This window comes from Nostocoides vanveenii, assembly GCF_039531165.1.
GTDB classification, from domain to species: Bacteria; Actinomycetota; Actinomycetes; order Actinomycetales; family Dermatophilaceae; genus Nostocoides_A; species Nostocoides_A vanveenii.
On the sequence record NZ_BAAAPN010000021.1, the window covers coordinates 51,461 to 76,823 of the forward strand.

The 25,363-nt window shown below is 70.6% G+C and carries 18 protein-coding genes, 1 pseudogene and 2 CRISPR repeat arrays; of the genes and pseudogenes, 8 read left to right on the forward strand and 11 right to left on the reverse strand.

The window, feature by feature from the left end; all coding sequences use genetic code 11:
• The first annotated feature begins 8 nt into the window (after positions 1-8).
• Positions 9-1,124 carry a flavin-containing monooxygenase gene (locus tag ABD209_RS04220; protein ID WP_344062580.1) on the forward strand — a complete coding sequence of 372 codons (1,116 nt, stop codon included), beginning with the start codon at positions 9-11 and terminating at the stop codon, positions 1,122-1,124.
• Positions 1,125-1,292: 168 nt separating this feature from the next.
• Here ABD209_RS04220 and ABD209_RS04225 read toward each other — a convergent pair whose 3' ends face one another.
• Positions 1,293-1,871: a MarR family winged helix-turn-helix transcriptional regulator gene (locus tag ABD209_RS04225; protein WP_344062583.1), complete on the reverse strand. Its 579-nt coding sequence runs from the start codon at positions 1,869-1,871 to the stop codon at positions 1,293-1,295.
• A gap of 63 nt (positions 1,872-1,934) precedes the next feature.
• Between ABD209_RS04225 and ABD209_RS04230 the strand changes: the two genes are divergently transcribed.
• Positions 1,935-2,441 carry a hypothetical protein gene (locus ABD209_RS04230; protein WP_344062586.1) on the forward strand — a complete coding sequence of 169 codons (507 nt, stop codon included), beginning with the start codon at positions 1,935-1,937 and terminating at the stop codon, positions 2,439-2,441.
• A 214-nt stretch (positions 2,442-2,655) separates the two neighbouring features.
• Positions 2,656-3,492, forward strand: a complete 837-nt coding sequence (locus tag ABD209_RS04235) for an NHL repeat-containing protein (RefSeq protein ID WP_344062589.1) — start codon at positions 2,656-2,658, stop codon at positions 3,490-3,492.
• Between the two features lie 186 nt (positions 3,493-3,678).
• On the opposite strand, the gene ABD209_RS04240 is transcribed toward ABD209_RS04235, so the two are convergent.
• Together ABD209_RS04240 and ABD209_RS04245 are read right to left on the reverse strand one after the other, a co-directional pair.
• A complete protein-coding gene (locus ABD209_RS04240; protein ID WP_344062592.1) occupies positions 3,679-4,635 on the reverse strand; it encodes an SIS domain-containing protein in 957 nt (318 codons plus the stop codon).
• On the reverse strand, positions 4,632-4,949 hold the full coding sequence (locus ABD209_RS04245; RefSeq protein ID WP_344062638.1) for a PfkB family carbohydrate kinase: 318 nt from the start codon (positions 4,947-4,949) through the stop codon (positions 4,632-4,634). Before ABD209_RS04245 ends, ABD209_RS04240 begins: the two co-directional genes overlap by 4 nt.
• A 76-nt stretch (positions 4,950-5,025) precedes the next feature.
• On the opposite strand from ABD209_RS04245, the pseudogene ABD209_RS04250 reads away from it, so the two are divergent.
• Positions 5,026-6,351 (forward strand): annotated as a pseudogene (locus ABD209_RS04250) (IS256 family transposase).
• Here the strand turns inward: ABD209_RS04250 and ABD209_RS19735 are convergent.
• On the reverse strand, positions 6,301-7,020 hold the full coding sequence (locus tag ABD209_RS19735; protein WP_425564565.1) for a carbohydrate kinase family protein: 720 nt from the start codon (positions 7,018-7,020) through the stop codon (positions 6,301-6,303). The pseudogene ABD209_RS04250 and the gene ABD209_RS19735 overlap by 51 nt on opposite strands.
• Between ABD209_RS19735 and ABD209_RS04255 the strand changes: the two genes are divergently transcribed.
• The gene (locus ABD209_RS04255; protein WP_344062598.1) at positions 6,910-7,353 is read left to right on the forward strand and encodes a hypothetical protein; all 444 of its coding nucleotides are present in this window, start codon (positions 6,910-6,912) and stop codon (positions 7,351-7,353) included. The two genes, ABD209_RS19735 and ABD209_RS04255, sit on opposite strands and share 111 nt — an antisense overlap.
• 158 nt (positions 7,354-7,511) lie before the next feature.
• On the opposite strand, the gene ppdK is transcribed toward ABD209_RS04255, so the two are convergent.
• Entirely contained in the window at positions 7,512-10,223 is a 2,712-nt protein-coding gene (gene ppdK, locus ABD209_RS04260) for a pyruvate, phosphate dikinase (protein ID WP_344062601.1), read from the reverse strand.
• Positions 10,224-10,404: 181 nt separating this feature from the next.
• On the opposite strand from ppdK, the gene ABD209_RS04265 reads away from it, so the two are divergent.
• Together ABD209_RS04265 and ABD209_RS04270 are read left to right on the forward strand one after the other, a co-directional pair.
• Positions 10,405-11,424, forward strand: a complete 1,020-nt coding sequence (locus tag ABD209_RS04265; RefSeq protein ID WP_344062604.1) for a phosphotransferase family protein — start codon at positions 10,405-10,407, stop codon at positions 11,422-11,424.
• A gap of 24 nt (positions 11,425-11,448) precedes the next feature.
• A complete protein-coding gene (locus tag ABD209_RS04270) occupies positions 11,449-11,862 on the forward strand; it encodes a hypothetical protein (protein WP_344062607.1) in 414 nt (137 codons plus the stop codon).
• 98 nt (positions 11,863-11,960) lie between these two features.
• Here ABD209_RS04270 and ABD209_RS04275 read toward each other — a convergent pair whose 3' ends face one another.
• From ABD209_RS04275 to ABD209_RS04290, 4 genes are all read right to left on the reverse strand, one after another.
• Positions 11,961-12,824 (reverse strand): ABC transporter permease, encoded by an 864-nt coding sequence (locus ABD209_RS04275; RefSeq protein ID WP_344062610.1) that lies wholly within the window; start codon positions 12,822-12,824, stop codon positions 11,961-11,963.
• The gene (locus ABD209_RS04280; RefSeq protein ID WP_344062613.1) at positions 12,821-15,751 is read right to left on the reverse strand and encodes an alpha/beta fold hydrolase; all 2,931 of its coding nucleotides are present in this window, start codon (positions 15,749-15,751) and stop codon (positions 12,821-12,823) included. Before ABD209_RS04280 ends, ABD209_RS04275 begins: the two co-directional genes overlap by 4 nt.
• A 210-nt stretch (positions 15,752-15,961) precedes the next feature.
• The gene (locus ABD209_RS04285; protein WP_344062616.1) at positions 15,962-17,665 is read right to left on the reverse strand and encodes a formate--tetrahydrofolate ligase; all 1,704 of its coding nucleotides are present in this window, start codon (positions 17,663-17,665) and stop codon (positions 15,962-15,964) included.
• A gap of 121 nt (positions 17,666-17,786) precedes the next feature.
• Positions 17,787-18,176, reverse strand: a complete 390-nt coding sequence (locus ABD209_RS04290; protein WP_344062619.1) for an RCC1 domain-containing protein — start codon at positions 18,174-18,176, stop codon at positions 17,787-17,789.
• Positions 18,177-18,485: 309 nt separating this feature from the next.
• Here ABD209_RS04290 and ABD209_RS04295 point away from each other — a divergent pair, with 309 nt between their 5' ends.
• The gene (locus ABD209_RS04295) at positions 18,486-19,748 is read left to right on the forward strand and encodes a GNAT family N-acetyltransferase (RefSeq protein WP_344062622.1); all 1,263 of its coding nucleotides are present in this window, start codon (positions 18,486-18,488) and stop codon (positions 19,746-19,748) included.
• A 69-nt stretch (positions 19,749-19,817) separates the two neighbouring features.
• Positions 19,818-20,883: a CRISPR direct-repeat array (repeat unit 29 nt; unit sequence GGGCTCATCCCCGCGCGGGCGGGGCGGAC).
• Positions 20,884-21,016: 133 nt separating this feature from the next.
• Here the strand turns inward: ABD209_RS04295 and istB are convergent.
• Positions 21,017-21,796: an IS21-like element helper ATPase IstB gene (istB, locus tag ABD209_RS04300; protein WP_344062626.1), complete on the reverse strand. Its 780-nt coding sequence runs from the start codon at positions 21,794-21,796 to the stop codon at positions 21,017-21,019.
• Positions 21,793-23,325 (reverse strand): IS21 family transposase, encoded by a 1,533-nt coding sequence (gene istA / locus ABD209_RS04305; RefSeq protein ID WP_344062629.1) that lies wholly within the window; start codon positions 23,323-23,325, stop codon positions 21,793-21,795. Before istA ends, istB begins: the two co-directional genes overlap by 4 nt.
• Positions 23,326-23,550: 225 nt before the next feature.
• Positions 23,551-25,347: direct repeats of the CRISPR family, unit length 29 nt; unit sequence GGGCTCATCCCCGCGCGGGCGGGGCGGAC.
• The last annotated feature ends 16 nt before the right edge of the window (positions 25,348-25,363 follow it).

Sequence of the window (25,363 nt, forward strand, 5' to 3'; positions counted from 1 at the left end):
GAGAACGGGTGGATCAGGACATCCTCGTCATCGGCGCCGGGCCGGCCGGGCTGGCCGTCGCCGGGGCGCTCGCGATGCGCGGGCGGCGGGCGGTGGTGTTGGAGCGATCGGCGGACGTGGGCTCCTCCTGGCGCGGGCACTACGACCGGTTGCGGCTGCATACGACCCGGCGATTGTCGGGCTTGCCGGGACTGCCGATCCCGCGGTCGTATGGTCGTTGGGTCGCCCGTGCTGACCTCGTTCGCTATCTCGAGAGCTACCGGGCGCACTTCGACATCGATGTGCGCACGGGGGTCGAGGTGACGGGGATCGCGCCCGTCGTAGGCGGCGGCTGGATGGTCCGGGACGCCTCGGGCGCAGAGTGGCAGGCCGCGAATGTCGTTGTGGCAGCGGGCTATAACCACACTCGCACGCTGCCGTCGTGGCCCGGGCAGGACGGGTTTACGGGGTCGATCGTGCATGCCGGTGACTACCGCAACCCCGGGCCGTATGCCGATCGCTCCGTCCTTGTCGTCGGCACCGGAAACACTGGCTGCGAGATCGCCCAGGACCTCGGCGCCAATGGTGCGGCGCCGGTCTGGCTCGCCTATCGGACGGTGCCCAATATCGTGCGCCGCGACAAGGCGGGGATCCCGGCGCAGTGGACCGGCATGGCGGTCCGGCACCTGCCGCCGCGGCTGGTGGACCGGGTGGGCGCGCTGATGGCGCGGTCCGAGATTCCCGACCTCACGGCATACGGGCTCCCGCGCGCGACGGCCGGGCTGTACTCGCGCGTGCTCGAGGGCGCGATCCCCGTGCAGGACGTCGGGATCATCGATGCGATCCGCGCTCGGCGCGTGCTGCCCGTGCCGACGCTCGAGCGCTTCGACGGTGCGGACGTGGTCCTGGTCGACGGCCGCCGACTGACGCCGGATGCCGTGCTGGTCGCGACCGGGTTCACCACCGGGCTGGCGTCTCTGGTCCGCGATCTGGTCGCGCTCGACGCTCGAGGCCGGCCGCGCGTGCTCGGCGGCAAGCCGGCCGCGCCCGGGATGTATTTCCTCGGCTACACCAACCCGATCAGCGGGATGTTGCGCGAAATCGCCATCGATGCGCGCAAGATCGCGAAGGCCATCGCCGGCTGACTGGCCCCCGCGCCGCCTCGTCGAGAGGCCGGTTTAGGGTCATCGAGAGGCCGGTTTAGGGTCATCGAGAGGCCGGTTCAGCCCCGTCGAGAGGCCGGTTCAGCCCCGTCGAATGGCCGGTTCAGCCGCGTCTGGGTCCCACGCCCTGGCAGGGCGCGCCCGGGCAGGTCACGTTCCGGCATCGGCCGCGGCGCGGCAGGCATCGGCGGACGGGCAGGCCAAACCGCCGGCGAGGCAGGCGCTGACGTCGCAAACCCGACAGATCCGGTAGACATCGGGCGCCTCGGTAGCTGCGACCGTAGCCAGGCGATCGAGGGCCGCGACGAAGTGCGACAAATCGTCCGGATCCGGGAATGCCGCCTCGAGCGCCCCCGCTATCACATCACCGGTTTCTCCCACGACGCGATCAGCCGAGCGCCTGCCCGCCCGTGTAAGGACGAGCTCGGTCTGCCGGGTCCCGGCCCGTCCCTGCCGACGCACCAGGCCGCCGGCTTCGAGACGGTCAACCAGGCGCACGCAGGCCGACTGAGAGAGACGGAGTGACCCGGACAGAGTGCCCATCGTCACCGGTTGAGCCCAGGCCAGGAGGGTGAGGGCTTCCCGAGCCGTCCGGCTCGCCAGCAGGCCGCTACCGGGATGGGCGCTGTCGCTACCGGGGTCGACCAAGTTCGCCGCTATCGCGCGCAACACATTGGCGCCGTGGCGCACACTCGACGCGCGTTCCTTGGCGGTTGCTCTTGACGCCATACCCACCATCATGCACTATGCATAGAGATGCAGAGTGCATAGTTTGCCCCGGAAGGAGACGCCATGCGCCTAAGAATCGCCCTGGTCGCCGCGGTGGCCGCCACCCTCGGCGGCGCCGGGATGGCGACCGCCGCACCACCCGCCACGACCTCTATCGACTACGTCAATGACACCCGCGTCGTGCCTGCTGGGGCGCCCTTCTGCGACTTCCCCATCGTGCGGGTGCGCGATGGTCGCCTGTGGACTCGCACCTACACCGCTGCGGACGGAACGGTCACTCGGGTGCAACGCTGGGTCAGCGCCTACACCTATTCGCTGAGCAACCCCGCCAATGGCAAGATCCTCCTCGCCCATCTTGGGGGGACCTATACCGAGTGGCACGACAGCGACGGCACGGTGCGGATAATCGTCAACGGCAATGACGTCCAGTTCACCATGCCCGGAGTCGGGCGAGTGACCGGGCAAACCGGACGCTATGTCGAGACCTGGACCCCGGACGGCGGCGTCGAGGTCACGGCCACCCACAACGCGGACTATCAGATGTCGGACGTCTGTGCTGCGTTGTCCTGAGCGGGGGCGGCCGGCTGCCCGTGCGCGGGCAGCCGGCGTTGCTCTTGCTCTGCTCACCGCGGGTGCCTGCTCGAGCCCCGGTAACAGCGGCCATGACACCGCGGCGAGCCTGGGGAACGCCCGGTCGAGGACCGCCGCGGCCAGCCCCTCCCGGTCGGCCACGCCGGCGCCACGGCCGCACGGCGTTGTGGGCGAACCATTGCCGGGGGTTCCGGTGGGGCTGGTCGCGGTCGAGGGCCACGCCTGGGTCGCCGTCGCGCAGGGCCCGTATGTACGCCTGGCCGACGGCCGTCGTCTCGACGTCGGTGCGGTGCCGCTGCGGATGGCGGTGGCGCCCGCCGGAGTCTGGGTCTCGGTTTTCGGCGACGGCGATCTTGCGCTCGTCGACACGGCGGGGAACCGGGTGATCCGCCGCGCCCATCTGGGCCAGGGGGCGCAGCCCGAAGGGCTGGTCGTCGCGGGGGAGTCGGTCTATGTCGTTGACCAGATGGGTGCGCGCGTCGTCCGGCTGGACGTGCGGAGCGGACGCGTCCGCGGGCAGGCTGCTGTGGGCAGCGGGCCCCGGTTGATCGCCGCCGGTGACTCAGCGCTCTGGGTCACCAACTTCGTTGACGACACCGTCACGCGCATCCAGCTCACGGCGGACGGCGGGTTGGGCCGGCGGGTGACGATTCCCGTATGCCGTGGCCCCCAGGGCGTCGTCGTCACCGCCGCCCGTGTCTTGGTTGCCTGCACCCATGACGACGCGGTCGCGGTGATCGATCCGCGCACCGATCGCGTCAACGACACAATCTCCGGCATCGACAGTGCGGATGCTGTGATCGCGGTCGGCCAGCGAGTGGTGGCGATCGGCGCACGCGGTCCCACGGCATACGTCATCGATCCGGCGAGCGCGAAAGTGACGGGACGGCTTGCTTTGGATGCGCAGGGCACGGCGGCCGACGGCAATGTCGATGCCGTCGTCGTCGGAGATCAGCTATGGGTGACACATCCGACGCCGGGATGGCTCTATCACCTCCCCGTCAGCGCACTCCCGGAAGCAGGTTCCTAGGACCGGGCAATTCTTCTACCGGGATTAAAGATTTGGGCTATCGAGTGGGGGCGGGTTTCAGACCCGTCGAGTGGCCGGTTCAGGGTCATCGAGTGGCCGCTTCAGAATCGCGGCGGCCTCTCGACGGGGCTGAACCGGCCTCTCGACGGGTCTGAACCGGCCTCTCGACGGGGGAGGGGGGAGGGGTCACTCGTCGGCGGGGAGGATGACCGAGCGAGAGCAGGTACGGATGGTCCGCGTCGCGGCCGGCGGCGGTGGCGAGAGCGACGGCATACCGGTGGATGCGCGCGAGTTCGGCAAGCGGCTCGCCGCAGCCGTGTTCCACCCGCCCGCCGGCCGACTCGACGACCTCGACGATGTCGTCGGGAATGCGATCCAGACCCCAGACGAGCGTGCCCGGACCACACGTCGCGACCGGGCCGTGACGGTATTCACCGACTGCATAGGACTCCACCCAGGCGCCCGACGACTCGCGCACCTTGAGCGCGGCCTCCTCGCCCACGTGCCGAGCCCACCCCGTGGCGAGGACGACGAGTTGCCGAATACCGTTGTCCGGCAACGGACTTGCCAGGGCCGCTCACACAGAGCGACAAGCTGGTTCAGCCCGTCCAGTGGACTGCGGTCGTATGCCGCACCTGCCGGCTCCTGCTCGGCCATCGCTGCGCGCAGGAGCGCGAGCTGGGTGGTCGGGAAGCGGGTCTGCACGAGGCTCTGCTCGTCGGCGAAGGAGAGGTCGACGATGTCCGTAGCCAGCGCGGCCAGCGGCGTACCCTGCTCGCCGAGCAAAGCGGTGACCGGGATGCCGGGCTGTTGCTCGGCGATCAGCCGCACGGCATCCAGCAGTTCCGAGGACGTGCCGGACCGGCTGATGGCGACGACCCGGTCATACGGGCGGAAGACCGGAGGCACCTCGCTGGCGATCAGGACATCGGTGACGCCGAACACGGCGCTCTCGCGGATCTCGGCATAGGCGAGCCCGACGTAGTAGGACGTGCCGCAACCGAGCACCAGGACCCGCTCGCCCGGGCCGGGCACACCGGGCGGGGCGGTCCGGCCGAGGTCGATCGCGGCCTGCCACATCCGCGGCTGGCTGGCGATCTCGGCGAGCGTCTGCGAGCTGGCTCCGCCTGGGGTCGTGGTCATCTCGGCTTCTCCTCGGATTGGGGGACATCAGCATGGTGGAGCGGCAAGCTGGCGGCGAGTTGAGCGACGACGGCGAGCGGCTGCTGGCCGGCCGTCCCGCCGGGTGACCGTGTGGACAGCGTCCCGGCCGCGACCCCGTGTTGCAGGGTGGCCGACCAGGCGGCTCCCGACGCCAACAGGGCCAGGCAGGTGCCCGCGAGCGTGTCACCGGCGCCTACCGTGTCCGCCACGGTCACCTCCTGTGCCGCAACCTGCCAGCTGTCGGTCCGGGTATGGACGCTCGCCCCCGCCGCGCCAAGCTTGGTCGTGTCCAGCGGCCGGTGTAAATGAGACGGGCGTAGGTTCGGTTTCGAGACCGCTCAAAGTCATCGAAGGAAGGACCCTACGCCCGTGTCTGCACGAGTATCACCCACCGATCGGATCCACGCCAGGATCGACGCCCTGTTCGCGCAGGACCGGCCGTTGCCGGAGGTTTTGGAGGAGGTGGCCCGGGCTCGGCGCGCAGCTGTTGATGCAGGCCGCCGTGGAGGCCGAGGTCACCGAGTTCCTGGGCCGGGAGCGCTACCAGCGCGCCGCGACCATCACCGACGCCCGGCCGGGGTCCCGTAACGGGTACCGGCCGGTGACGGTCAAGACCACCGCCGGACCGGTCCAGCTGGAGCGGCCGAAGCTGCGCGGCGCCACCGCCGCGTTCGCCTCCCGCCTGTTCGGTAAGCATGTGACCAAGACCAACGCGTTGGAGTCGTTGGTGATCGCCGCGTTCGTGCGGGGCCTGTCGGTGCGGGATGTGGAGGCCACCTTGGCTGAAGCCCTCGGGGACCAGGCCGCGATCTCCAAGTCCACCGTCTCCACCATCTGCCAGGCGATCACCGCCGAGTACGGGCAGTGGGCTGCCCGCCGCCTGGAGGGGGTGAGCGTGGATTACCTGTTCCTGGACGCCTCGTTCTTCCGGACGCACCAAGGCAGCCCGGCCGAGCCGGTGCTGGCCGCCTGGGGGATCAGCACCGACGGCAAACCCGTCTTCATCGGGTTGGCGCCCGGGGCCGGGGAATCCACCGACGCGTGGGTCGACTTCCTGGCCGACCTGCGCCATCGGGGCCTGGGCAGTCCGCTGCTGGTCATCTCCGACGGCGCTCAAGGATTGATCGCCGCGATCGAGCAGATCTACCCGAAAGCGTTGCGGCAGAGGTGCCTCATCCACCGGCTGCGGAACGTTCTGGCGAAGGCCCCGACCGGGATGCAGGACGAGATCCGCGACGGCTACTGGGCCATCTTCGACACCACCGACCTCGATATCGAACCCGGCCCCGCGCTGGTCGACCTGATCGACACCCGCGTCCGCGCGTTCGCCGAGAAGTACGCCGCCATCTACCCGGCGGCGATGAAGATCCTGCTCACCGACGCCGCCGGACTGAGCGCCTACCTGCGCTTCCCGGCCGAGCACCAAAAACGGATCCGGCACTCCAACTTCATCGAACGCACCTTCGGCGAAACCCGCCGCCGCGCCAAAGTCATCGGCCGCTTCCCCGGCGAGACCTCCTGCATCAGCCTGGTCTGGGCCGTCCTGGACCGCGCCTCCGCCGGCTGGCGCGGCCTGGCCATGACCCCCGCCGGCTCACGCCTGCTACACGACCTCCGCCGATCCCTACTCGACCCACCCGCGAACTACGACCCCGACACGCCGACCAAACCGACGCTGTCACCGCCACCGCGTAACATCAACCCCACGAAACCTGAACCAGGGCCCGCGCGTTTACACCGGAATCTGGACGCCACCCCAAGCTTGAGGACCACCGCGGGGAGGCGCGGGTCACGCCCCTGTCGAGGCATGAGCGCGAGCAATTCCATGACGACAACCGCGAGCGGCTCGCTCGCGTCGGCTCCGGCCAGCCCGCGGGCCTCCGACTCGTTGACGAAGAGCACGTCGGACTCGCCGATGGCCTCGCGAGCACCACTGCCCCACAGGCGATCCGGGTCGTCATTGGTGTCGAGGCTGACCGTGCACCCGAGTTCACGGGCGCGACGAAGGCGCGTGTGCAAGTCGTCGCGCGCGCCGGCGTGGAGGAAGAACGAGCTGACGTAAACGTGGCCGGCCGATGTGAGCAGCTGGTCATCGAGGTCGGCCACCGTCAGGGCGGTCATGGCCCCCAAATCGGTCAGGATCTCCCGATCACCCGGATCGTCGGCGCGGACCAGGATGACCGAGGAGCCCGTTCTCACGGTCGGGTCGATGCGGACGGGCCCGGCGTCGACGCCGCGCTCAGTGAGCCAGCGATGGCAGGCCGCACCGAACTCGTCCTCGCCGCGAACGGCCTTGAGGCGCACCGGAGTCCCGGCCGCGGCGACGGCGCACGCCGTGATTCCGGCGCTGCTGCCGAGCGTCATCACCGTGCCGGCGACGAGATCCTCGGACTGGCCGAAGCGCAAGGCCCGGCCGTCGGTGGGGACGCCGGCGACGACGATGTCGGGGCACAGTTCGCCGATGACAAGGATGGGGGAGGCGGTCATCGGCCACCCGAGACGTCGATCGTGATGCCGGTGACATACCCGGCACCGTCCGAGACCAACCACCGCACGACGGTTGGCGCCCTCGTGCAGATCGCCGGCCGCGACCGCGGACCCAGTGCCGAGACCACGCTCGTCAGCGCGATTCGGCACACTGTGGCCCGGGTGCTCGACATTCCGGACGACCTGGTCGGCGTCGTGCGCCTGCCCTGACACCCCGTCGAAAGGCCGGTTCAGGGTCATCGAGAGGCCGGTACCGGCCTCTCGATGACCCTGAACCGGCCTTTCGACGGGTCTGAACCGGCCTTTCGACGGGTCTGAACCGGCCTTTCGACGGGTCTGAACCGGCCTTTCGACGGGGGCGGAGGGGGTCAGGCGGTCGAGTGGTCGCCCAGGTCGACGGCGGCGCGGCCGGCTTCGAGGCGCGCTACGGGCACCCGGAAGGGGCTGCACGAGACGTAGTCCAGGCCCGCCTTGTGGAAGAAGTGGATCGACTCGGGGTCGCCACCGTGCTCGCCGCAGACGCCGATGTGGATATCCGGGCGGGTCTTGCGGCCCGACTTCACGCCCATCTTCACCAGCGAGCCGACACCGAAGGCGTCGAGCGTCTCGAACGGGGAGATCGTCAGCACGCCCGACTCGAGGTAGTCGGCGAAGAAGGCGCTCTCGACGTCATCGCGCGAGAAGCCCCACGTCGTCTGGGTCAGGTCGTTGGTGCCGAAGGAGAAGAACTCCGCCTCCTCCGCGATGCGGCCGGCCGTGAGGGCGGCTCGCGGCAGCTCGATCATGCAGCCGATCGGGATACGCAGTTCGACACCTGACGTCGAGGCGACGTCGGCGAGGATCTTCTCGGCCCGGTCACGGATGATCTGCAACTCGCGCACGGAGCCCACGAGCGGGACCATGATCTCGGGCTTGGGCTTCTTGCCTTCGCCGAGCAGGTGCACCGTCGCCTCGGCGATCGCGCGGATCTGCAGGTCGAACAGGCCGGGGATCTTCAGCCCCAGGCGCACGCCGCGCAGGCCGAGCATCGGGTTGGCCTCGTGGGTACGCTGCACCGCCGCGAGCAGCTTGAGGTCGTGCGGGTCGACCTCGCCCTTGGCCTCGGCCAGCGCGACCTTGACCGAGAGCTCGGTCAGGTCGGGGAGGAACTCGTGTAGCGGCGGGTCGATGAGCCGGATCGTCGTCGGCAGGCCGTCCATGGCGCCGAGCAACTCGATGAAGTCCTGGCGCTGGATCGGCACGAGCGCATCGAGCGACGCCTGCTTCTCCTCGTCGGTCTCGGCGAGGATGACATTCTCGACATACTGCCGGCGCTCGCCGAGGAACTGGTGCTCGGTGCGGCACAAGCCGATGCCCTGGGCGCCGCGGTCGCGGGCGCGCTTGGCGTCCTCGGCCGTGTCGGCGTTGGCGCGCACGCGCAGGCTGCGCACGCCATCGGCATACCGGAGCAACCGGTCGACGGAGCGGATCAGGTCGAGCGTCTCGGCGTCGCCGTGGACCGCGGCCTCGGCCGCGTCGATGCCCTCGGCGATATAGGTCATCACGGGCGAGTCGACGACCGGCACTTCACCGACGAAGATCTCGCCGGTTGCGCCGTCGATGGCGATGATGTCGCCCTCCGTCAAGGTGGTCTTGCCGACCTTGACGGTCTTGCCGACGGGGTCGACCTTGAGCGCCTCGGCGCCGACGACGGCGCACATGCCCATGCCTCGCGCAACGACGGCCGCGTGCGAGGTCTTGCCGCCGCGCGCGGTCAGCACGCCGACCGACGCGACCATGCCGGGCAGGTCGTCGGGGGAGGTCTCGCGGCGCACGAGGATGACCGAGTGGCCCTCCTGCTTGCGGGCGATCGCGCCGGCATTGTCGAAGGCGATCTCGCCCACGGCCGCGCCGGGGGAGGCGCCGAGGCCCTTGGCGAGCGGCTGGGCGCCCGAGGCGGCGTCGAAGTGCGGGAAGAGCAGCTGGGTCAGCTGGGTCCCGGTGACTCGGCCGATGGCCTCATCGAGCGTGATCAGGTGCTCGTCGACCAGTTGGGTGGCGACACGGAAGGCCGCCGCCGCGGTGCGCTTGCCGACGCGGGTCTGCAGCATCCACAGCTTGCCCCGCTCGATGGTGAACTCGATATCGCACAGGTCGCGATAGTGGGTCTCGAGGCGGCGCATCGCGGCGCGCAACTCGGCATACGACTTGGGGTCGAGGTGCTCCAGATCCGCGAGCGGGAGGGTGTTGCGGATGCCGGCGACGACGTCCTCGCCTTGAGCGTTCGACAGGTAGTCACCGTAGACACCGCTGTGGCCGCTACTCGGGTCGCGGGTGAAGCAGACGCCGGTGCCGGAGGTGTCACCGAGGTTGCCGAAGACCATCGCCATCACGTTGACCGCGGTGCCGAGGTCGTGCGGGATGCGCTCGCGGCGACGGTAGAGGCGCGCACGCTCGGTGTTCCAGCTGTTGAAGACGGCCTCGATGGCCATGTCGAGCTGCGTGCGCGGGTCCTGCGGGAAGTCCGCCCCGCTCTGCTCCTGCACGATCGCCTTGTATGCCGCCACGACGGCCTTGTGGTCGTCCGCGGTCAGCTCGGGGTCGCTCTTGACGCCAGCCTTGGCCTTCTGGGCATCGAGCGCGTCGGCGAAGAGGTCGCCGTCGATGTCGAGCACGGTCTTGCCGAACATCTGGATCAGGCGCCGGTAGCTATCCCACGCAAAGCGCTCGTCGCCCGCGAACTTGGCCAGGCCCTCGACGGAGCGGTCGTTGAGACCGACGTTGAGGACCGTCTCCATCATGCCCGGCATCGAGAACTTCGCGCCGGAACGGACCGACAGGAGCAGGGGCTCTTCGTCGGCGCCGAAGTGCCGGCCGATCTGGTCCTCGGTCGCGCGCAGGGCCATGGTGACCTCGACGCGCAGGCTCGGCGGGACGTGGCCATTGGCGAGGTAGGCCTTGCAGGCCTCGGTGGAGATCGTGAAACCGGGTGGTACGGGCAATCCCATGTTGACCATCTCGGCGAGGTTCGCGCCCTTGCCGCCCAAGAGGTCCTTCTGGTCCTTGTTACCCTCACTGAACTGGAATACGTATGTGGACAATGCCGCCTCCTTGAAGTGCTTTCATGTTTCCACGTCGATTCCCGGTGGGTGTACCAAGGACCGCCTGGCATCCGCCAGTTGCCCCGTGTAGGCAGCGGTGGGAGGCGGGGCTCTCCTAGCGAAAACCGTTGTGGGGATTGAGGGCTGGCGATCGTGACAGTGGATTGAGAGGATCGAACCCATGTTGCGGGACTGGGCCGAGGGTGACCTATCAGACATCATCGCGCGCCATCCCGAGTGGTTCGCGGTCACCGGTGGCGTCCCGCCGGCGAATGGTCTAGTCCCGCTCGGGTCGGGCGAGTCGTATGCCGTCTGGCGGGCCGGCGATCTCGTCGTCCGGATCGCGCGGCGCCCGGCGGCTGAACTGCCCGTGGACCTGGCGCAGGAGCGTGCGGCACTGCTGTTGGCGCCGGCCGGTCTCGGGCCGCGGGTCATCGGAGCCGGCGAGGTCGAGGTGGCCGGGGCTGGGGCGTTTCCCTATCTTGTCGAGTCGCTGGTGCCGGGCCGGACGCTGGCGCCGTCGCAGTGGTCGGACGGGTTGCGCGCCCTGCTCGTCGCCGACCTGGCGCTTCTGCATGAGCGCACGTGGCCGGGGCCCGGGCCGGCGTCCGAGGCGTTGGCCGGCACGGGGCCGGCGGCCGGGCGGATCGACTTCGTGGCCCGGGTGGAGGAGGTTGTTGACTGGTGGGCGCCGCGCCTCGGGGGAGCCGAGCGAGAGGCGTGGTGGCCGCTGGTCGCGCCCATGCGGGCATACGGCAAGGATGTGGCGGGTGCCTTCGCCGATCTGGACCGGTTCAGCCTCATCCACGGCGACCCGGTGTGCACCAACGTCCTTGTGCACCAAGGAGTTCCGCGACTGATCGACTGGGAGTGGGCGGCGATCGGCGACCCGGCGCGCGACATCGGCTTCCTCGGTGGTGCGGTTCATGCCGCCCCCTGGTATGCGTCCGTGAACGACGGTCAGGTGGACGCCCTCGTGCGCGCCTATGTCGATGCCGGCGGATGCGGGGATGCCGCCGCCCTTCGGCTGCGCCGGGACGCCTGGCTGGCGCTGGAAGCCTTCAGCACGTCGGCCTATCTGGCTTGGGTGGTCGCCGACAACCCGGGGCGCGACCACGGCTGGCGTCCCGCCGCCGCCCACCAGCTGTTGACCACCCTGTCGGACGTCCTGGCGCCGTTTGCGAGACCGGCTCGGGACTAGGGTGACGCGCGGAGGTGGTCGGTGGTGGCGAGGAAGCGTCGGTTCTCGGATCGGCTGGCGGCATCCCCGCTGCGCCGGCTGACGGGCAAGCACACGGTGCTGCTGGAGTATGTCGCGCCCCGTTCGGGGGCCTCGGTCTCGCTCCCCGTGTGGGCCGTGCCTTGGGCTGGGGGTTGGGTGGTCGTGGTCGGCAAGGCCGAGGCCAAAACCTGGTGGAAGGCCTTCCGGCGCGAGCTGCCCGCGACGATTGTCGACGTGCGCAGCCGCCACGAGGTGGTGGGTCGTCTGTTGGCGACCGACCATGTCTATTACGACGCCTTGGCGGCGTATGTCGCGGCCATCCCCGCCGCGGGCCGGGTCGCCAAGCCGGGCGTGCCCATCGTGTTCTTCCGTGCGCGCCTGCCCGAGGCTCCCTCACCTCTACTAGGCCGTGTTTAGGTGACCTAGAGCAGGGTCTACCCTGCTGGAGGTCACTTAACCTGTGTTGAGTCGGCGCGGTGAGCGCCTGGCCCGCCGGACGTGGGTCGATGCGGGGCCTAGCTGAGGACGTCCTTGCGCGCGAAATGGCGGTAGGCGAGCGCTAAGAAGACCGTCGTGTAGAGCGCGCACCAGGCCACGCCATGCAGCATCTCGCTCAGGTCGGGCTCGACTTGGAAGAGCTCGATCCAGCCCCGGCTGTAGTGATTCGGCAGAGCGCGACGCCAGTCACCGAGCGCATCGAGCGCGTCCAGGATCGAGGAGACGATCGCCGCCAGCACGGCCGCCCCGACCGCGCCCAGCGGGGTGTCGACGGCCACGCCGACCCAGAAAGCCAGCGCGGCAAAGGGCAGGACCGACACGAACACATAGCCACTCGCGAGCGCCAGATGGCCGAGGACCGTGGGCCAGTCGAGCGTCCCGGCCAGCGGGATCGTCAGCGCCGCCCAGCCGTATGCCAGCCCGCCCACCACCAGCGACCAACTCACGAACGCCACGAGCGCCACCGCCGAGGTGAGCAGACCGATGATCAGTTTGCTCGTCAGCAGGCGGGCGCGCGGCACCGGAGCCGTGAGCAGATAGCGCAGCGACCCCCAACTCGCTTCTGCCGGAACGGAATCACCGACGAAGAGCGCCGCCAGAATCAGGATCAGCAACTCCGCGGCCACGAGCAGCATGAAGACGGCGAAGTTGGCGGCTCCGCTGGTCGCGAGGTCGGAGAAGAGCGCACCGCCCGGGTCGCCGCCGTCACCCAGGGCGAAGGCCGCGACAACGATTAGTGGCAAGGCGAACAGGATCGCGCCCGCCCACAGGGTCCTCGGCCGGCGCAGTTGTCGGCGGGCCTCGGCGCGCAGCGGCAGTGCGCGGCGGGCCCGGCCGATCGCCTCGCCGGCCAGGTGCTCGGGTGCGGGTGTGGTGCTCATCGCGGCCTGATCTGTCGGAGTCGGTCGGTGCGGGTGTCGACCCCGCTGGTAGCACCGTCGTGGCCGTCGTGGCCGTCGTGGCCGTCGTGGCCGTCGTGGCCGTCGTGGCCGTCGTGGCCGGCCGGGCCGGGTGAGCCCGGGCCGCCCACCGCGCCGTTGCCGGCGAGGACCGGTCTGCCGCCCGCGATGGTGTCGAGGAAGACGTCCTCCAGGTGCCGATCGCGCGTCACACCTAGGTCGGCCACGGCGCCGGCAGCCACGACGCGCCCAGCCTGCATGACCACGACGTGGCTGCAGGTCTGCTCGACCTCGGCGAGCAAGTGACTGGAGACGATCACGGTGCGGCCGGCGGCGGCATACGTCTGGAGGATCGGGCGCAGTGCGGCGATCTGCGGCGGATCGAGGCCGTTCGCGGGCTCGTCGAGGATGAGCACGGCTGGCCGCCCGAGCATGGCCTGGGCGATGCCAAGCCGCTGTCGCATGCCGTGGCTGTAGGAGCGCACTGGCCGGTCGATCGCACCGCCGAGGGCCGCCACGTCGAGCGCCTCCTCGAGGTCGGCCTCGTGGGCCGGCCGCCCGGTTGCGGCCCAATAGGCGTGCAGATTCTGCCGACCGGTCAGGTGCGGCACGAAGCCCGGGCCTTCGATGAGCGTCCCGACATTGGCGAGGACGGCGGCGCCGGGCCGTACGCGTTGGCCGAGGATGTGCGTCTCGCCCGCGTCGGCGCCGATCAGGCCGACGGCCATACGCAAGGTCGTGGTCTTGCCCGCGCCATTGGGGCCGAGCAGGCCGACGACCTGGCCGCGCTCCGCGCGCCAACTGACGTCGTCGACGGCGCGATGCCCGTCGCCATAGACCTTGACCAGACCCCGCACCTCGAAGGTCACCGGCGCGTCCGCGTCCCCAGCCCGTATGCCACGGCCCCCGTCTTCGGCCGCGACCGCCTCCCCGCGATGACCCATCCCGCCGGCCGACGCCTCTTCCCGAGCTGGTATGCCGTGGCTCCCCACCCCGGCAGCCACCACCTCCTCAAGGTGGCCGGGATCCTCGTCGGGTCTCCCGGGTGAGGGGTCAGGCGTCGACTCGGCGCGCGGCCACGGCGCGGCGAAACGATCCGGCCTGCGGCGTCGGCCGCCGCGGACCAGAGCGGCACCCGTGAGAAGCGCCAGCAGGGCGAGCGTCGCCGCGGCCACCCAGGCGGTCTCGCGATCCACGAGCGCCGGGCCGCCGAGGGGTGTGCCGCCCGCAACCGGAAGGATCAGGGCCGGAGAATCAAGCGTGATGGCATCGGTCCGGGCCGCAACCGGGCCCCGGTAGGCCGCGTCGGTGGCGCTGATAAGCACCCGCCATGTCGAGCCAGCCGGCAGTTGCCATGTCGCCATCGGCAAGGTCACCGCCACTGTTGTCCGACGCCCCGGCTCGGTTGCGAACCGCAGGGGCGCGGTCAGCGGCCGGACCAGGCGCGCAGACTCGCCCTGCACCTGCCACAACGAGGCATAGAGCGTGACCTCGCTGCCCGACGACGTGACATCGAGCGTCAGCCAGGGAGCGCCCACCGCCGTGAGTGACTCGGTCAAGCGGCTGGTGTCGAACGCGACTGACTGGCCAGGCAGTGCCGCGAGCGAATAGCTCGGCGCCGCAGACAGATCCGGCCCCGACGGCACCGACGTGATCGCCGAAGGCACGCCGCCGGGCGGGTTCAGCAGCCGGCCACCGCCGACACCATGCAAAGCCAACTCCCGGCTCCCAACCCGGCCAGCCACCGCGGCCGGGTCGTAGGCCGGCAAGGAGAGCACGCGGGCCGCGTTCTGGCCGCGGCGCGGGCGCACGGCATACGTGAAGGCGGGGATCGGCAGCTCGGATTGGCGGGAAATGCGCTGCCGCAGTGCGCCATTCAGCCACGTGTCGATCGATGCCGTGACGTCTTCGCGCTCGGAGCGCGCCGCCGCCGACCCGGAGCCCACGGTCGCTGCCGCGTCAGTGCCGCTCCCGTCGTGGCCACCGTTGGTCCAGCGGACCGCCACGGGGACGCCGTCGGCCAAGAGGGTGCGCGCGGTCGCGTCCGCCTGGTCGATCCCGAAGAGTGTGTCGGTCATGCCCTGGACGAGATAGACAGGCGCTTTCACCCTCGCGAGATCCGTTGCGGGACTGTGCTTTCGGAGCAGATCAAGTAGAGCGGGACTGGGCTGCCCGGTCTCTGCCGCTCGGACGAACTCGCGGCACAAGGTGGGCTCGAAGCGTCCGCACGCCCCGCTCACGTCCGCGCCACCACCTGCACCGCTCTGCGAGCCGATCAGAAAGGCGGCCGCCCAGAGTTGCTTGAATGGACCCGGCGTCGCCGTCTCCCCAGCGATGGCGGCAGCATTCGGGAAGAAGGCATCGGCCAGGTCGTGCCACGTGATCATCGCGACCACCGAGTCGACGCGCGGGTCGCGCGAGGCGGCCATCAGGGCGAGCGCGCCCCCATAGGAGCCGCCCATGACCGCCACGCGCGGGTCCCCGCTCGCGTCCCGCAAGACGCGCGCATTCGCGCCGAGCGAATCGATCAACGCCGAGGCATCGGCCACCTCGTAGGCCGGGTCCATCAGGTGGATCAAACCGCCCGATCGCCCGAAACCCCTAGCCGTATAAGCAAGTACGACGTAGCCCTCGCTTGCGAGGCGCTGAGCGTCGGCCCGTAGGTCGGCCTTGCTGCCGCCGAATCCATGCGCCAGCAGGACCGCTGGCGCAGGCGCGTGCGACTGCGGCAGGTACAGGTCGGCATCCAGGGTCACGGCCGACCCGTCGGCTTCGGCGCCGACCGGGATACGCAGTGACTGAGGCGCGATCGGCGCCTGCGGGTCCGGGCGCAGGCTCCACACGGTCATACCGGCAATGATCGCGAGCACGGCGACGACTGTCGCGAGCAGGGCGCGCCGTCGGTTCATGGGCAGATTGTGTGGCACGGCCCTGATAAGCGCAGCCGAAGGCCGGCGCAAACCCGTCGTGCTGGCCGAGCGCGGACGGCTCTAGGGCCCGCCTGCACCGCTTCGCCACGCATACCTGCCTTCGTCACCCATACCCGCGTCCCACGGGGTGTCGGCGTGGCGACGCGGGTGCACAGGTGGCGAAACGGTGTCGATGCTCGCCCGCACGGGCTAACTCAGGCCGATGATGGCGCCGTCGGGAGTCAGGTCGATGCGTTCGGCGTTGGGGTGGCTGGACAGGCCGGGCATGGTGCGCATCTCGCCGCAGATCGCGTAGACATAGCCCGCGCCGGCCGCCGCGCGCACCTCGCGTACCGGCAGGCGCCACCCGGTGGGGGCGCCAAGCAGCTTGGGGTCGGAGGAGACCGACAGGTGCGTCTTGGCGATGACGACGGGCAGGGCGCCGAAGCCCAGCTTTTCGTATGCCGCGAGCGCGCTCGCCGCTGCCGGCAGCACGTCGATCCCCTCGGCCCCATAGACCTTGCGCGCCACCGCATCGATCTTGTCGACGAGCGGGGCGTCGAGTTCATAGGTGAAGCGGAAGTTGGTCGGCCGGTCGAGGGCTTTGAGCAGGGCTTCGGCGAGGGCTTCGGCGCCGGCCCCGCCCTCGGCCACGTGCCGGGTCACGGCGACATCGATGCCGAGACGCTCGGCCGCGTCGATGACGACCTGGTGCTCGCTCGCGTGGTCGCTCGGGAAGGCATTGATCGCCACCACGGGCGAGACCCCGAAGGTGTTGACGATCTCGATGTGCTTGATCAAGTTCGGCAGGCCCGCGCGGACATCGTCCGGATTCTCCTCGAGCATCTCCGGCGGCAGGGGCTTGCCGGCCTTGACGTCAAAACGCCCGGAGTGCGTCTTCAGGGCGCGGATGGTGACGACGAGGACCGCGGCGTCCGGGCGCAAGCCGGAGACCCGGCATTTGACGTTCATGAAGCGCTCGCACCCCATGTCCGCACCGAAGCCGGCCTCGGTCAGGACGATGTCGGCGCGCCGCGTGGCGACGAGGTCGGCGACGATCGAGGAGTTGCCGGTGGCGATATTGCCGAAGGGCCCGCAGTGGATCAGCGCGGGCGTGCCCTCGAGTGTCTGCAGGAGGTTGGGGTTCAGCGCATCCTGGAGGATCACGGCCATCGCGCCGGCGGCGCCGAGGTCGTCCGCGGTGATGGGGCGGCCGGCATACGAATAGCCGATCACGATGCGGCGCAACCGTTCTCGGAGATCTTCCAGTGAGGTGGCGAGCGAGAGCAGCACCATCACCTCGGACGCGGCGGTGATGTCGAAGCCGCTCTGGCGCGGGACACCGTCGACCTTGGAGCCGAGACCGACGACGAGATTGCGCAGGGCGCGGTCGTTGACGTCGAGCACGCGACGCCAGGTGATGTTGTGGGGGTCGATCTGCAGCTGGTTGCCGTGGTGGAGATGGTTGTCCACGATCGCAGCCAGCAGATTGTGCGCGGCGGTGATCGCGTGGAAGTCACCGGTCAGATGGAGGTTGAGCTTGTCCATCGGGACAACCTGGCTGTAGCCGCCGCCGGCGGCACCGCCCTTGATCCCGAAGGTCGGCCCCATCGACGGCTGACGCAAGGTGACGGCCACATTCCGGCCGATGCGAGCTAGGCCATCGGCGAGCCCGACCGCGGTCGTCGTCTTGCCCTCGCCGAGCGGCGTGGGAGTGACGGCCGAGATGACGACGTACTTCGCGCGTTGCTGCGTCGGCTGGCCCGGCGCGGTGAGGCAGGCGAGGTCGATCTTGGCGACCGAGCGGCCATACGGCTCGACGAACTGCGGCGGTATGCCGAGGCGACCGGCGATCTCGACGGGCGGGCGGAGACTGGCAGCGCTGGCAATCTCAATGTCGGTGGGGATACCCATGCCCGTATCTTGCCCCTCGTGCCTCCCTGCCTCGGCACGCAGGTCAGAAGGACACGAGCCTCGGCGCCAACGAGACGGGCTGGCCGTATGCCCTTGCCCCCCAGCAGTAGGCCCGTCGCGCCTACACGGCGCAGCCACCCATGCCCCCCATGGCCAGTTGCGTGACACCACTGGTCAGTACCTTGGCAGGCGCCGGAGTCAGCGAGTCGCGCTGATCCCCAGATGCTCGCGAGCCTTTGTCGCCATCGCCCCAGCACAGCAGAGCGCCCCTTCGGACGGCGCACGTTGTGCCCTCGCCGACCGCGATCGAACTGATGTCGCTGGTCAGCCCGACAACCTGGGCGGGAGTCGGGACGGCATACGACATCGACCCATTGCCGACATTGCCTGCGTAGTTGTGCCCCCAGCACTTGGCTGCTCCGGCCGTGGTGATGACACACACGGTTGCCGAAACGCCGTCTGCGCTGACCGAGCGGACGCAGCGGCCGAGGCTGGAGACCGGGACGGGCACACAGGAAGCCCGCCGTGACGAGCTTGACGTCCTGGGCCGGGCCGGCCTGCGCCGGCGCAGCGACGCCTGCCGTCGCCGCTGCCAGCGTCAGCGCCGAAAGGTGGTGCGTTTCCGAACCATGGCTTCCCCTTCGCCGTGCGAGGTCGCCGGCCCCTGCTGGCAGACGCCCCTGCGAAAACTATGCCGAAACGAGGTAGCCGACGGGGGCTTGCGCGGCCAACGGATGCGCTCGTCCTCTCAGAGCAACGCGTGTTGTCGCACGGGCGATATCGACTTGCCGCATTCGGAGCGCGTTGCCAGGGTGGAGGGGTGAACGGACTACCGGTCGCGTATCAGATGCGCGCTGCAATCGACGCGGACGCGGCCGCTCGCGTCGCCCTCCATGACATCGTCTGGGCCGGTGATGGCGGCGGACCGGCCGATGTGCGCGAGGCGGGGTCGCGGCCGCGCGGAGCCCTCGTCGTTGAGTATGACGGCGACATCGTCGGTGCGTGCGGATCGCGCGATCTCTTGCTCGGGCTCCCCGGCCCGTTGGGCGGTGTGCGCGCGGTGGCCGTCGAGGGACTGACTCAGGTGGGGGTGCATCCGGATCACAGTCGCCGGGGCGTCTTGCGCGCGATGGTCGGTAGCCACCTGGAGTGGACGAGGGCGAGCGGCCGGACGCTCGCGGTTCTGAAGGCATCCGAGCCGGGAATCTACGGCCGGTTCGGTTATGGAATGGCGTCGGTCGCGGCCCTGACGTCATTCCCCGCCGGGACGAAATGGACTGCGCCCCAAGGGATTGTCGATCTGGCAGAAGCGACCCACACCGCCATGGCCACCGCCGAGCCCGAACACGCCGAGCGCCTGTATGCCGTGTGGTCGGCGTGCGCGAACGTCCACCTTGGGATGGTCGCGCGCAGCGTCGAGGACATTGCGCGCACGACTCGAGATGTGCCGGAGTTGCGCGTCGGCAAGGAGCCCCGGCGCCTGATGTTTGCCACGCGCGAGGGGGTCGACGTCGGGTTCGCGTGGTTCCGTCGCGACGGCGCCTGGTCCGCCGGCCGGCCCGCCGGGACTGTCGACGTCACCTGGTTCGTGGGCGTCGACCAGGGCGCACGACTGGCGCTGATGCGCAGGCTTGTCGACCTCGACCTCGTGACCTCCGTCGTCAACTGGGTGGCTCCCGACGACCCCCTGGTGACCTGGCTCGGTTCCCCGCGGGCGCTTGACGCGCGAACCACCGATTCGGTCTGGCTGCGCATCGCCGATCTGCCCGCCGCCGTTGCCGAACGGGGGTATGCCGCGCCCTGCGACCTCCGGATCGAGGTGCGGGATCACGTCATACCGGCGAACGACGGCGTATGGCGCGTGGTCGCGGACGCGACCGGCATCGGTCGCGCCGAGCGCACCGACGGGGCGCCGGACCTCACCCTCGACATCGCCGACCTCGGCGCTTGTTGGCTGGGCGGTCAGACCATCGGCGCCCGCGCAGAGGCGGGGTTTGTCGTCGAGCACCGCCCCGGCGCCGTGCTCGCGCTGGACGCCGCGCTGCGCACTCTCACCCTGCCCGCTCAGGCTGCCGACTTCTGACGGGTTCCGGCCCTTATCCCCGCGAGTGCAGGGCGGACACGTGAAGGCGTCACGCGGAGCGTGGTAGACGGGCTCATCCCCGCGCGGGCGGGGCGGACGTCCTGGTCGCCGGCCTCTCCGAGTTCGTCGAGGGCTCATCCCCGCGCGGGCGGGGCGGACCGCCCGCGCAGCAGCGCGTCCTCTCGTGCGGAGGGCTCATCCCCGCGCGGGCGGGGCGGACTGCCGTGCGGGAGTGTGGGATTTGCGCGGCTGGGGCTCATCCCCGCGCGGGCGGGGCGGACGCCGGAGACGGCGAACTCGGCAGCGGCCGACGGGGCTCATCCCCGCGCGGGCGGGGCGGACTCACGGGGCGCCGCGGGGTCAACGTGCTCCCGGGGCTCATCCCCGCGCGGGCGGGGCGGACTGCGCAGGTCGGCGGTCATCGCGCTGCGTCCTGGGCTCATCCCCGCGCGGGCGGGGCGGACGAGCGCGGCCGGGATCGCACGCTCGACCGGGAGGGCTCATCCCCGCGCGGGCGGGGCGGACTCCAAATCGTGTCCGTCAACGGCCGCGTCGGGGGGCTCATCCCCGCGCGGGCGGGGCGGACGCGGGTGCTGTCTTCGTGTCGGCGATTGCGTTGGGCTCATCCCCGCGCGGGCGGGGCGGACGGTGACAACGACCGCCACCGGTCCGGTGAGCGGGGCTCATCCCCGCGCGGGCGGGGCGGACCAACTCGGCCTGGCGTTCAAGTACGCGGACGAGGGCTCATCCCCGCGCGGGCGGGGCGGACCAACTCGGCCTGGCGTTCAAGTACGCGGACGAGGGCTCATCCCCGCGCGGGCGGGGCGGACTGCCCAATGCCTACGGGCTGGGGATGAAGGCGCGGCTCATCCCCGCGCGGGCGGGGCGGACAGGTCGAGCGTGGATCTCGCCGCTTGGTATGCGGGCTCATCCCCGCGCGGGCGGGGCGGACGGTATCTCGATATACCCAAGCTTCGTGCTCATGGGCTCATCCCCGCGCGGGCGGGGCGGACTCGGCCTTCGCTGGCAATGTGCCGCACGGCGTGGGCTCATCCCCGCGCGGGCGGGGCGGACAGCGACCGCTTTCCGGGTCGGCGGGGCCGAGCGGGCTCATCCCCGCGCGGGCGGGGCGGACGGCGCGTCGGCGCCGACCGAGATCGACGCCTGGGGCTCATCCCCGCGCCGCCTGGGCCCCGTCGGCCATTGTCAATGGCCAGGTTGAGGTCCCCGCTGGTGGCCAACTGGAAGTCCCCACCCCTCGTGGAGTTTTAGTTGGTTTTGAGTCGGGTTCCTCCGTTCGCTCGGGCTTGTCTCATTCGGTAGGAGTCGCCGTCGGTGACGACGGTGTGGCAGTGGTGCAGGAGCCGGTCGAGCATGCTGACCGCGGTGGTGTGTTCGGGCAGGAATCGTCCCCAGGACTCGAACGGCCAGTGTGACGCGATACCGAGTGAGCGTCTCTCGTAGGCGGCGGCGACGAACCGGAACAGCAGTTGTGCGCCGGTGTCGTCCAGGGGGGCGAAGCCGAGCTCGTCGATCAGGATGAGGTCGTTGCGAAGTAGGGCGTCGATGAGTTTTCCGACGCTGTTGTCGGCTAGTCCTCGATAGAGGGTCTCGACTAGTTCGGCGGCGGTGAAGTACCGGGTCCGGTGCCCGTGCTCGACGGCGGCGGTCCCTAGGGCGATCAGGGTGTGGGACTTCCCGGTGCCGGCGGGGCCGATCAGGCACACGTTCTCCGCTGCGCGGATCCACTCCAGCGAGGAGAGATAGTCAAACGTGGCGGGCGGGATCGAGGAGGCGGCGATGTCGAACTCCTCGAGGGTCTTGGTGACCGGGAACGCTGCCTGCCGCATCCGGGTGCGGGCGTTGGATGCCTCACGCGAGGCGATCTCGGCCTCGACCAGGGTGCGGAGGAACTCCTCGGGTTTCCAGCGTTGGGTCTTCGCGGTCACCAGGAGCTCGGGCGCCAGCCGGCGCATCGCGGCCATCTTCAACCGCTTCAGCCCCTCGTTCAGGTCCGCCGGCAGCGGCGGCGGCGTGGCGGCGGTCACGACACCCCACCCCGATCGGTCCCATCGATCCGGTAGGCGGCCAGCGACCTGGTCGGGACGGTGGGCAGGGTCATTACCAGCGCCTGCCCGGCCGGTGTGGGCCGGGGCGCGTGGCCGTTGGTGGCCAGGATCGAGCGGACGTCGTCGGCGCGCCAACGGCCGAAGCTGACGGCCCGCTCCAGGGCTGCGGTCAGGGCGTCGGTACCGTGCGCGGCGGCCAGGGTGAGCAGCTCGGTGATCTCGGTGTTCAGCTTGGTCACACCCGCCGCGGCGGCCCCGACCAGGAACTGTTCGGCGACCGGCCCCACCGCCAAGAACTCCCGCTCGGCCGGGGTCCGCCCCCGCGCGCTGCGTCGCGGCGACGCTGCCCTGGGCCGGTCGTAGTGGGCGTCGTCGATCGACGTCTCGCCTGGTGCGACCAGCTGGTGTTCGGCGTGGACCTCGCCGGTGACTGGCTCGATCACCCGCAGCACCCGGTCGCGCTGGTCGACTAGTACCGTCACGACCCGCCCGATCAGAGCGTTGGGCACCGAGTAGCGCGCCGAACCGAACCGGATGCAGGACAGCTTGTCGACCTTCCTGGTGATCGGCGCCGCGCCGACCTGCAGCCGCAGCGACGGCAGCTCGCCCAGCACCTCTCGCTCCGACTCCAGCCGCTCGTCCGGGACCGCGTGGATCTCGCTGTGCCGACGGCCGTTGACCTCCACACCCCACGCCTTCGCCCGCTCGTGGAGCCCGGCATAGCCGTCGACCCACGGATCCTCCTCAAGCTCCAACGGCGTGAGGAGGTCGTCCTTGGCGTAACCGACAAGGTTCTCCACGATCCCCTTCGATTCGGGGTCCGCGGCATGACAGAAGTCCGGCCGGAACCGGTAGTGGGACGCGAACCGGACGTAGTCCGGCGCCGGCACCACAATGTTGGCGACCACGCTGCCCTTCAGGCACGCCATCCGATCAGCCAGCACCAGCTTGGGAACCCCGCCGAGCTCCTCGAAGCACTCCGAGAGCATCGCCAGCGTGGTGCTCTGCTGCTCATCGGGCGCGAACCGGACGAACCGGTAACGCGACCAGGCCAGCACCGCACAGAACACATGGACCCGGCGGCCCGCGACCAGCTCCGTGCCCCAATCGATCGCCAACACCTCACCCGGTGTCCAGATCGCCGGACGCCGCCCCGCCGCGCGGGCCTGCCCGATACGCCACTGCCGCTTCGCGTCGGCGACCAGGCGCCGGAAGTTGCGATCCGACCCCTCAAAACCCGCAGCACGCGCGGCCGGCATCAACCGCTTCGCGCTGATCCGCCCCGCGGTGTCGTTGACTTTCTCCACAACCAGCTGCCTGACCGCGTCGTAGTTACGGCCACGCTCGACCCGCGGCATGGGTGGTTCGCCGCGGCTACTGGCCTGATGGGCCGCGATGACCCGCTTGACGGTCTTGTGGGTCGTGCCGCACATCGCGGCCGCTCCCCGGTAGCTGCCCACCTCACGATAGGCCGAAATGATGTCCATCCGTTCTCTTTCGTTCTTCAATGGAAACCCCTGCGTGGTGACGACGGCTGACTAGGCATCGCTACCGTCGCCACGCAGGGCCTCACGAGCCGCTACGACACGCGCAGAACGAGGAGCGGGGACTTCTACTTGGCCACCACCGGAGACCCGACATGGCCACCAGTGGGGACCGCTACCTGGCCACCAGTGGGGACTTTTTCATGGCCACGGACACGTCATGATTCATGGCGCGTGGGAGAACCTCACGGGCTCATCCCCGCGCGGGCGGGGCGGACCGCCCCGCATCCTCCACGACAAACATGCCGTCGGGCTCATCCCCGCGCGGGCGGGGCGGACCACGGACTGCCATCCTGGCCAGGAAGTCGCGTGGGCTCATCCCCGCGCGGGCGGGGCGGACTGGTTCGTTCCGGTGCCGGTGGTGAAGTGCTGGGGCTCATCCCCGCGCGGGCGGGGCGGACAGGCCTTCAATGCTGAACCGGGCGTACACGGCGGGCTCATCCCCGCGCGGGCGGGGCGGACAGCCACCTGGCGACGACGCCGCCTCCGACGTAGGGCTCATCCCCGCGCGGGCGGGGCGGACGTGTCCCCGCTCCACTCCTTAATGACCTGGCTGGGCTCATCCCCGCGCGGGCGGGGCGGACGGGCGGGCGTCAGGCGCCTCGACCCGCACCACGGGCTCATCCCCGCGCGGGCGGGGCGGACGTACGGCATGCCCTACGTCGAACGCGCGGGACGGGCTCATCCCCGCGCGGGCGGGGCGGACGCCACGGCATCCCACTCAGAGCACACTGCCGTGGGCTCATCCCCGCGCGGGCGGGGCGGACTGCTCCCGCGCCTCGTTGATCGCCTGGCGCGCGGGCTCATCCCCGCGCGGGCGGGGCGGACAACGACTTCGGCCACAACGAAGACAACGCCGCGGGCTCATCCCCGCGCGGGCGGGGCGGACTGTCGCCCGGCGCGTAGGTGCCCGAGTCGAAAGGGCTCATCCCCGCGCGGGCGGGGCGGACACCGCGACACACAGCGGCGTGAAGGCGGCGTAGGGCTCATCCCCGCGCGGGCGGGGCGGACCCCCCACGTCGCTACCTCATATATGAGTTGCCGGGCTCATCCCCGCGCGGGCGGGGCGGACGCCCACTCCTGACGCATGGAGATCGCCTGCACGGGCTCATCCCCGCGCGGGCGGGGCGGACGCAATAGCGATCGACCCGCGGCCGCGGATGCCGGGCTCATCCCCGCGCGGGCGGGGCGGACCGGCCTGCGCAGCCTGCCACTCGCCGTCGGGGAGGCTCATCCCCGCGCGGGCGGGGCGGACTCGCCGCGTCGGCCAGTTCGGTGCCGCCAGCCGGGCTCATCCCCGCGCGGGCGGGGCGGACTGCATCGATCTCGGTCGGCGCCGTCGTGCCCGGGGCTCATCCCCGCGCGGGCGGGGCGGACTCGTTGGGGTCCAGACACATTCCGGTGATCGAGGGCTCATCCCCGCGCGGGCGGGGCGGACACCGGCTTCGCGGTGTCCGCCGTGTTGTCGACGGGCTCATCCCCGCGCGGGCGGGGCGGACCTGCTCGACCCCAGGTTGACGCCGGAGCCGTAGGGCTCATCCCCGCGCGGGCGGGGCGGACGCTGCACGAGCACCTTCCGCGTCGGCTGCCGCGGGCTCATCCCCGCGCGGGCGGGGCGGACGCCACAGCAGCGCGTTGTCGGTCATCACGGCGGGCTCATCCCCGCGCGGGCGGGGCGGACGACCCGGTGCCCGTCTCGTCCACGTACGTCGGGGGCTCATCCCCGCGCGGGCGGGGCGGACGTGACGACGACCCGGACGGCGGTGATCTGATAGGGCTCATCCCCGCGCGGGCGGGGCGGACGGCACGACGGCGCCGACCGAGATCGACGCCTGGGGCTCATCCCCGCGCGGGCGGGGCGGACTTGTTCAAAATGAACGGGTAGCCGTAGACCAGGGGCTCATCCCCGCGCGGGCGGGGCGGACCCTTTGTTGGTGGTGCGCCAGAGCCCGGCGGCGGGCTCATCCCCGCGCGGGCGGGGCGGACCTAATGCCGCGTGACG

What these genes read in the sequence shown, in the direction of transcription:
- ABD209_RS04230 (WP_344062586.1), top strand. Translation starts at nt 1,935, where the DNA reads ATGCGCCTAAGAATCGCCCTGGTCGCCGCGGTGGCCGCCACCCTCGGC.
- ABD209_RS04285 (WP_344062616.1), bottom strand. Translation starts at nt 17,665, where the DNA reads ATGGGTATCCCCACCGACATTGAGATTGCCAGCGCTGCCAGTCTCCGC.
- ABD209_RS04280 (WP_344062613.1), bottom strand. Translation starts at nt 15,751, where the DNA reads ATGAACCGACGGCGCGCCCTGCTCGCGACAGTCGTCGCCGTGCTCGCG.
- ABD209_RS04275 (WP_344062610.1), bottom strand. Translation starts at nt 12,824, where the DNA reads ATGAGCACCACACCCGCACCCGAGCACCTGGCCGGCGAGGCGATCGGC.
- ABD209_RS04240 (WP_344062592.1), bottom strand. Translation starts at nt 4,635, where the DNA reads ATGACCACGACCCCAGGCGGAGCCAGCTCGCAGACGCTCGCCGAGATC.
- ABD209_RS04265 (WP_344062604.1), top strand. Translation starts at nt 10,405, where the DNA reads ATGTTGCGGGACTGGGCCGAGGGTGACCTATCAGACATCATCGCGCGC.
- ABD209_RS04255 (WP_344062598.1), top strand. Translation starts at nt 6,910, where the DNA reads ATGGCAGGCCGCACCGAACTCGTCCTCGCCGCGAACGGCCTTGAGGCG.
- ABD209_RS04225 (WP_344062583.1), bottom strand. Translation starts at nt 1,871, where the DNA reads ATGGCGTCAAGAGCAACCGCCAAGGAACGCGCGTCGAGTGTGCGCCAC.
- ABD209_RS19735 (WP_425564565.1), bottom strand. Translation starts at nt 7,020, where the DNA reads ATGACGCTCGGCAGCAGCGCCGGAATCACGGCGTGCGCCGTCGCCGCG.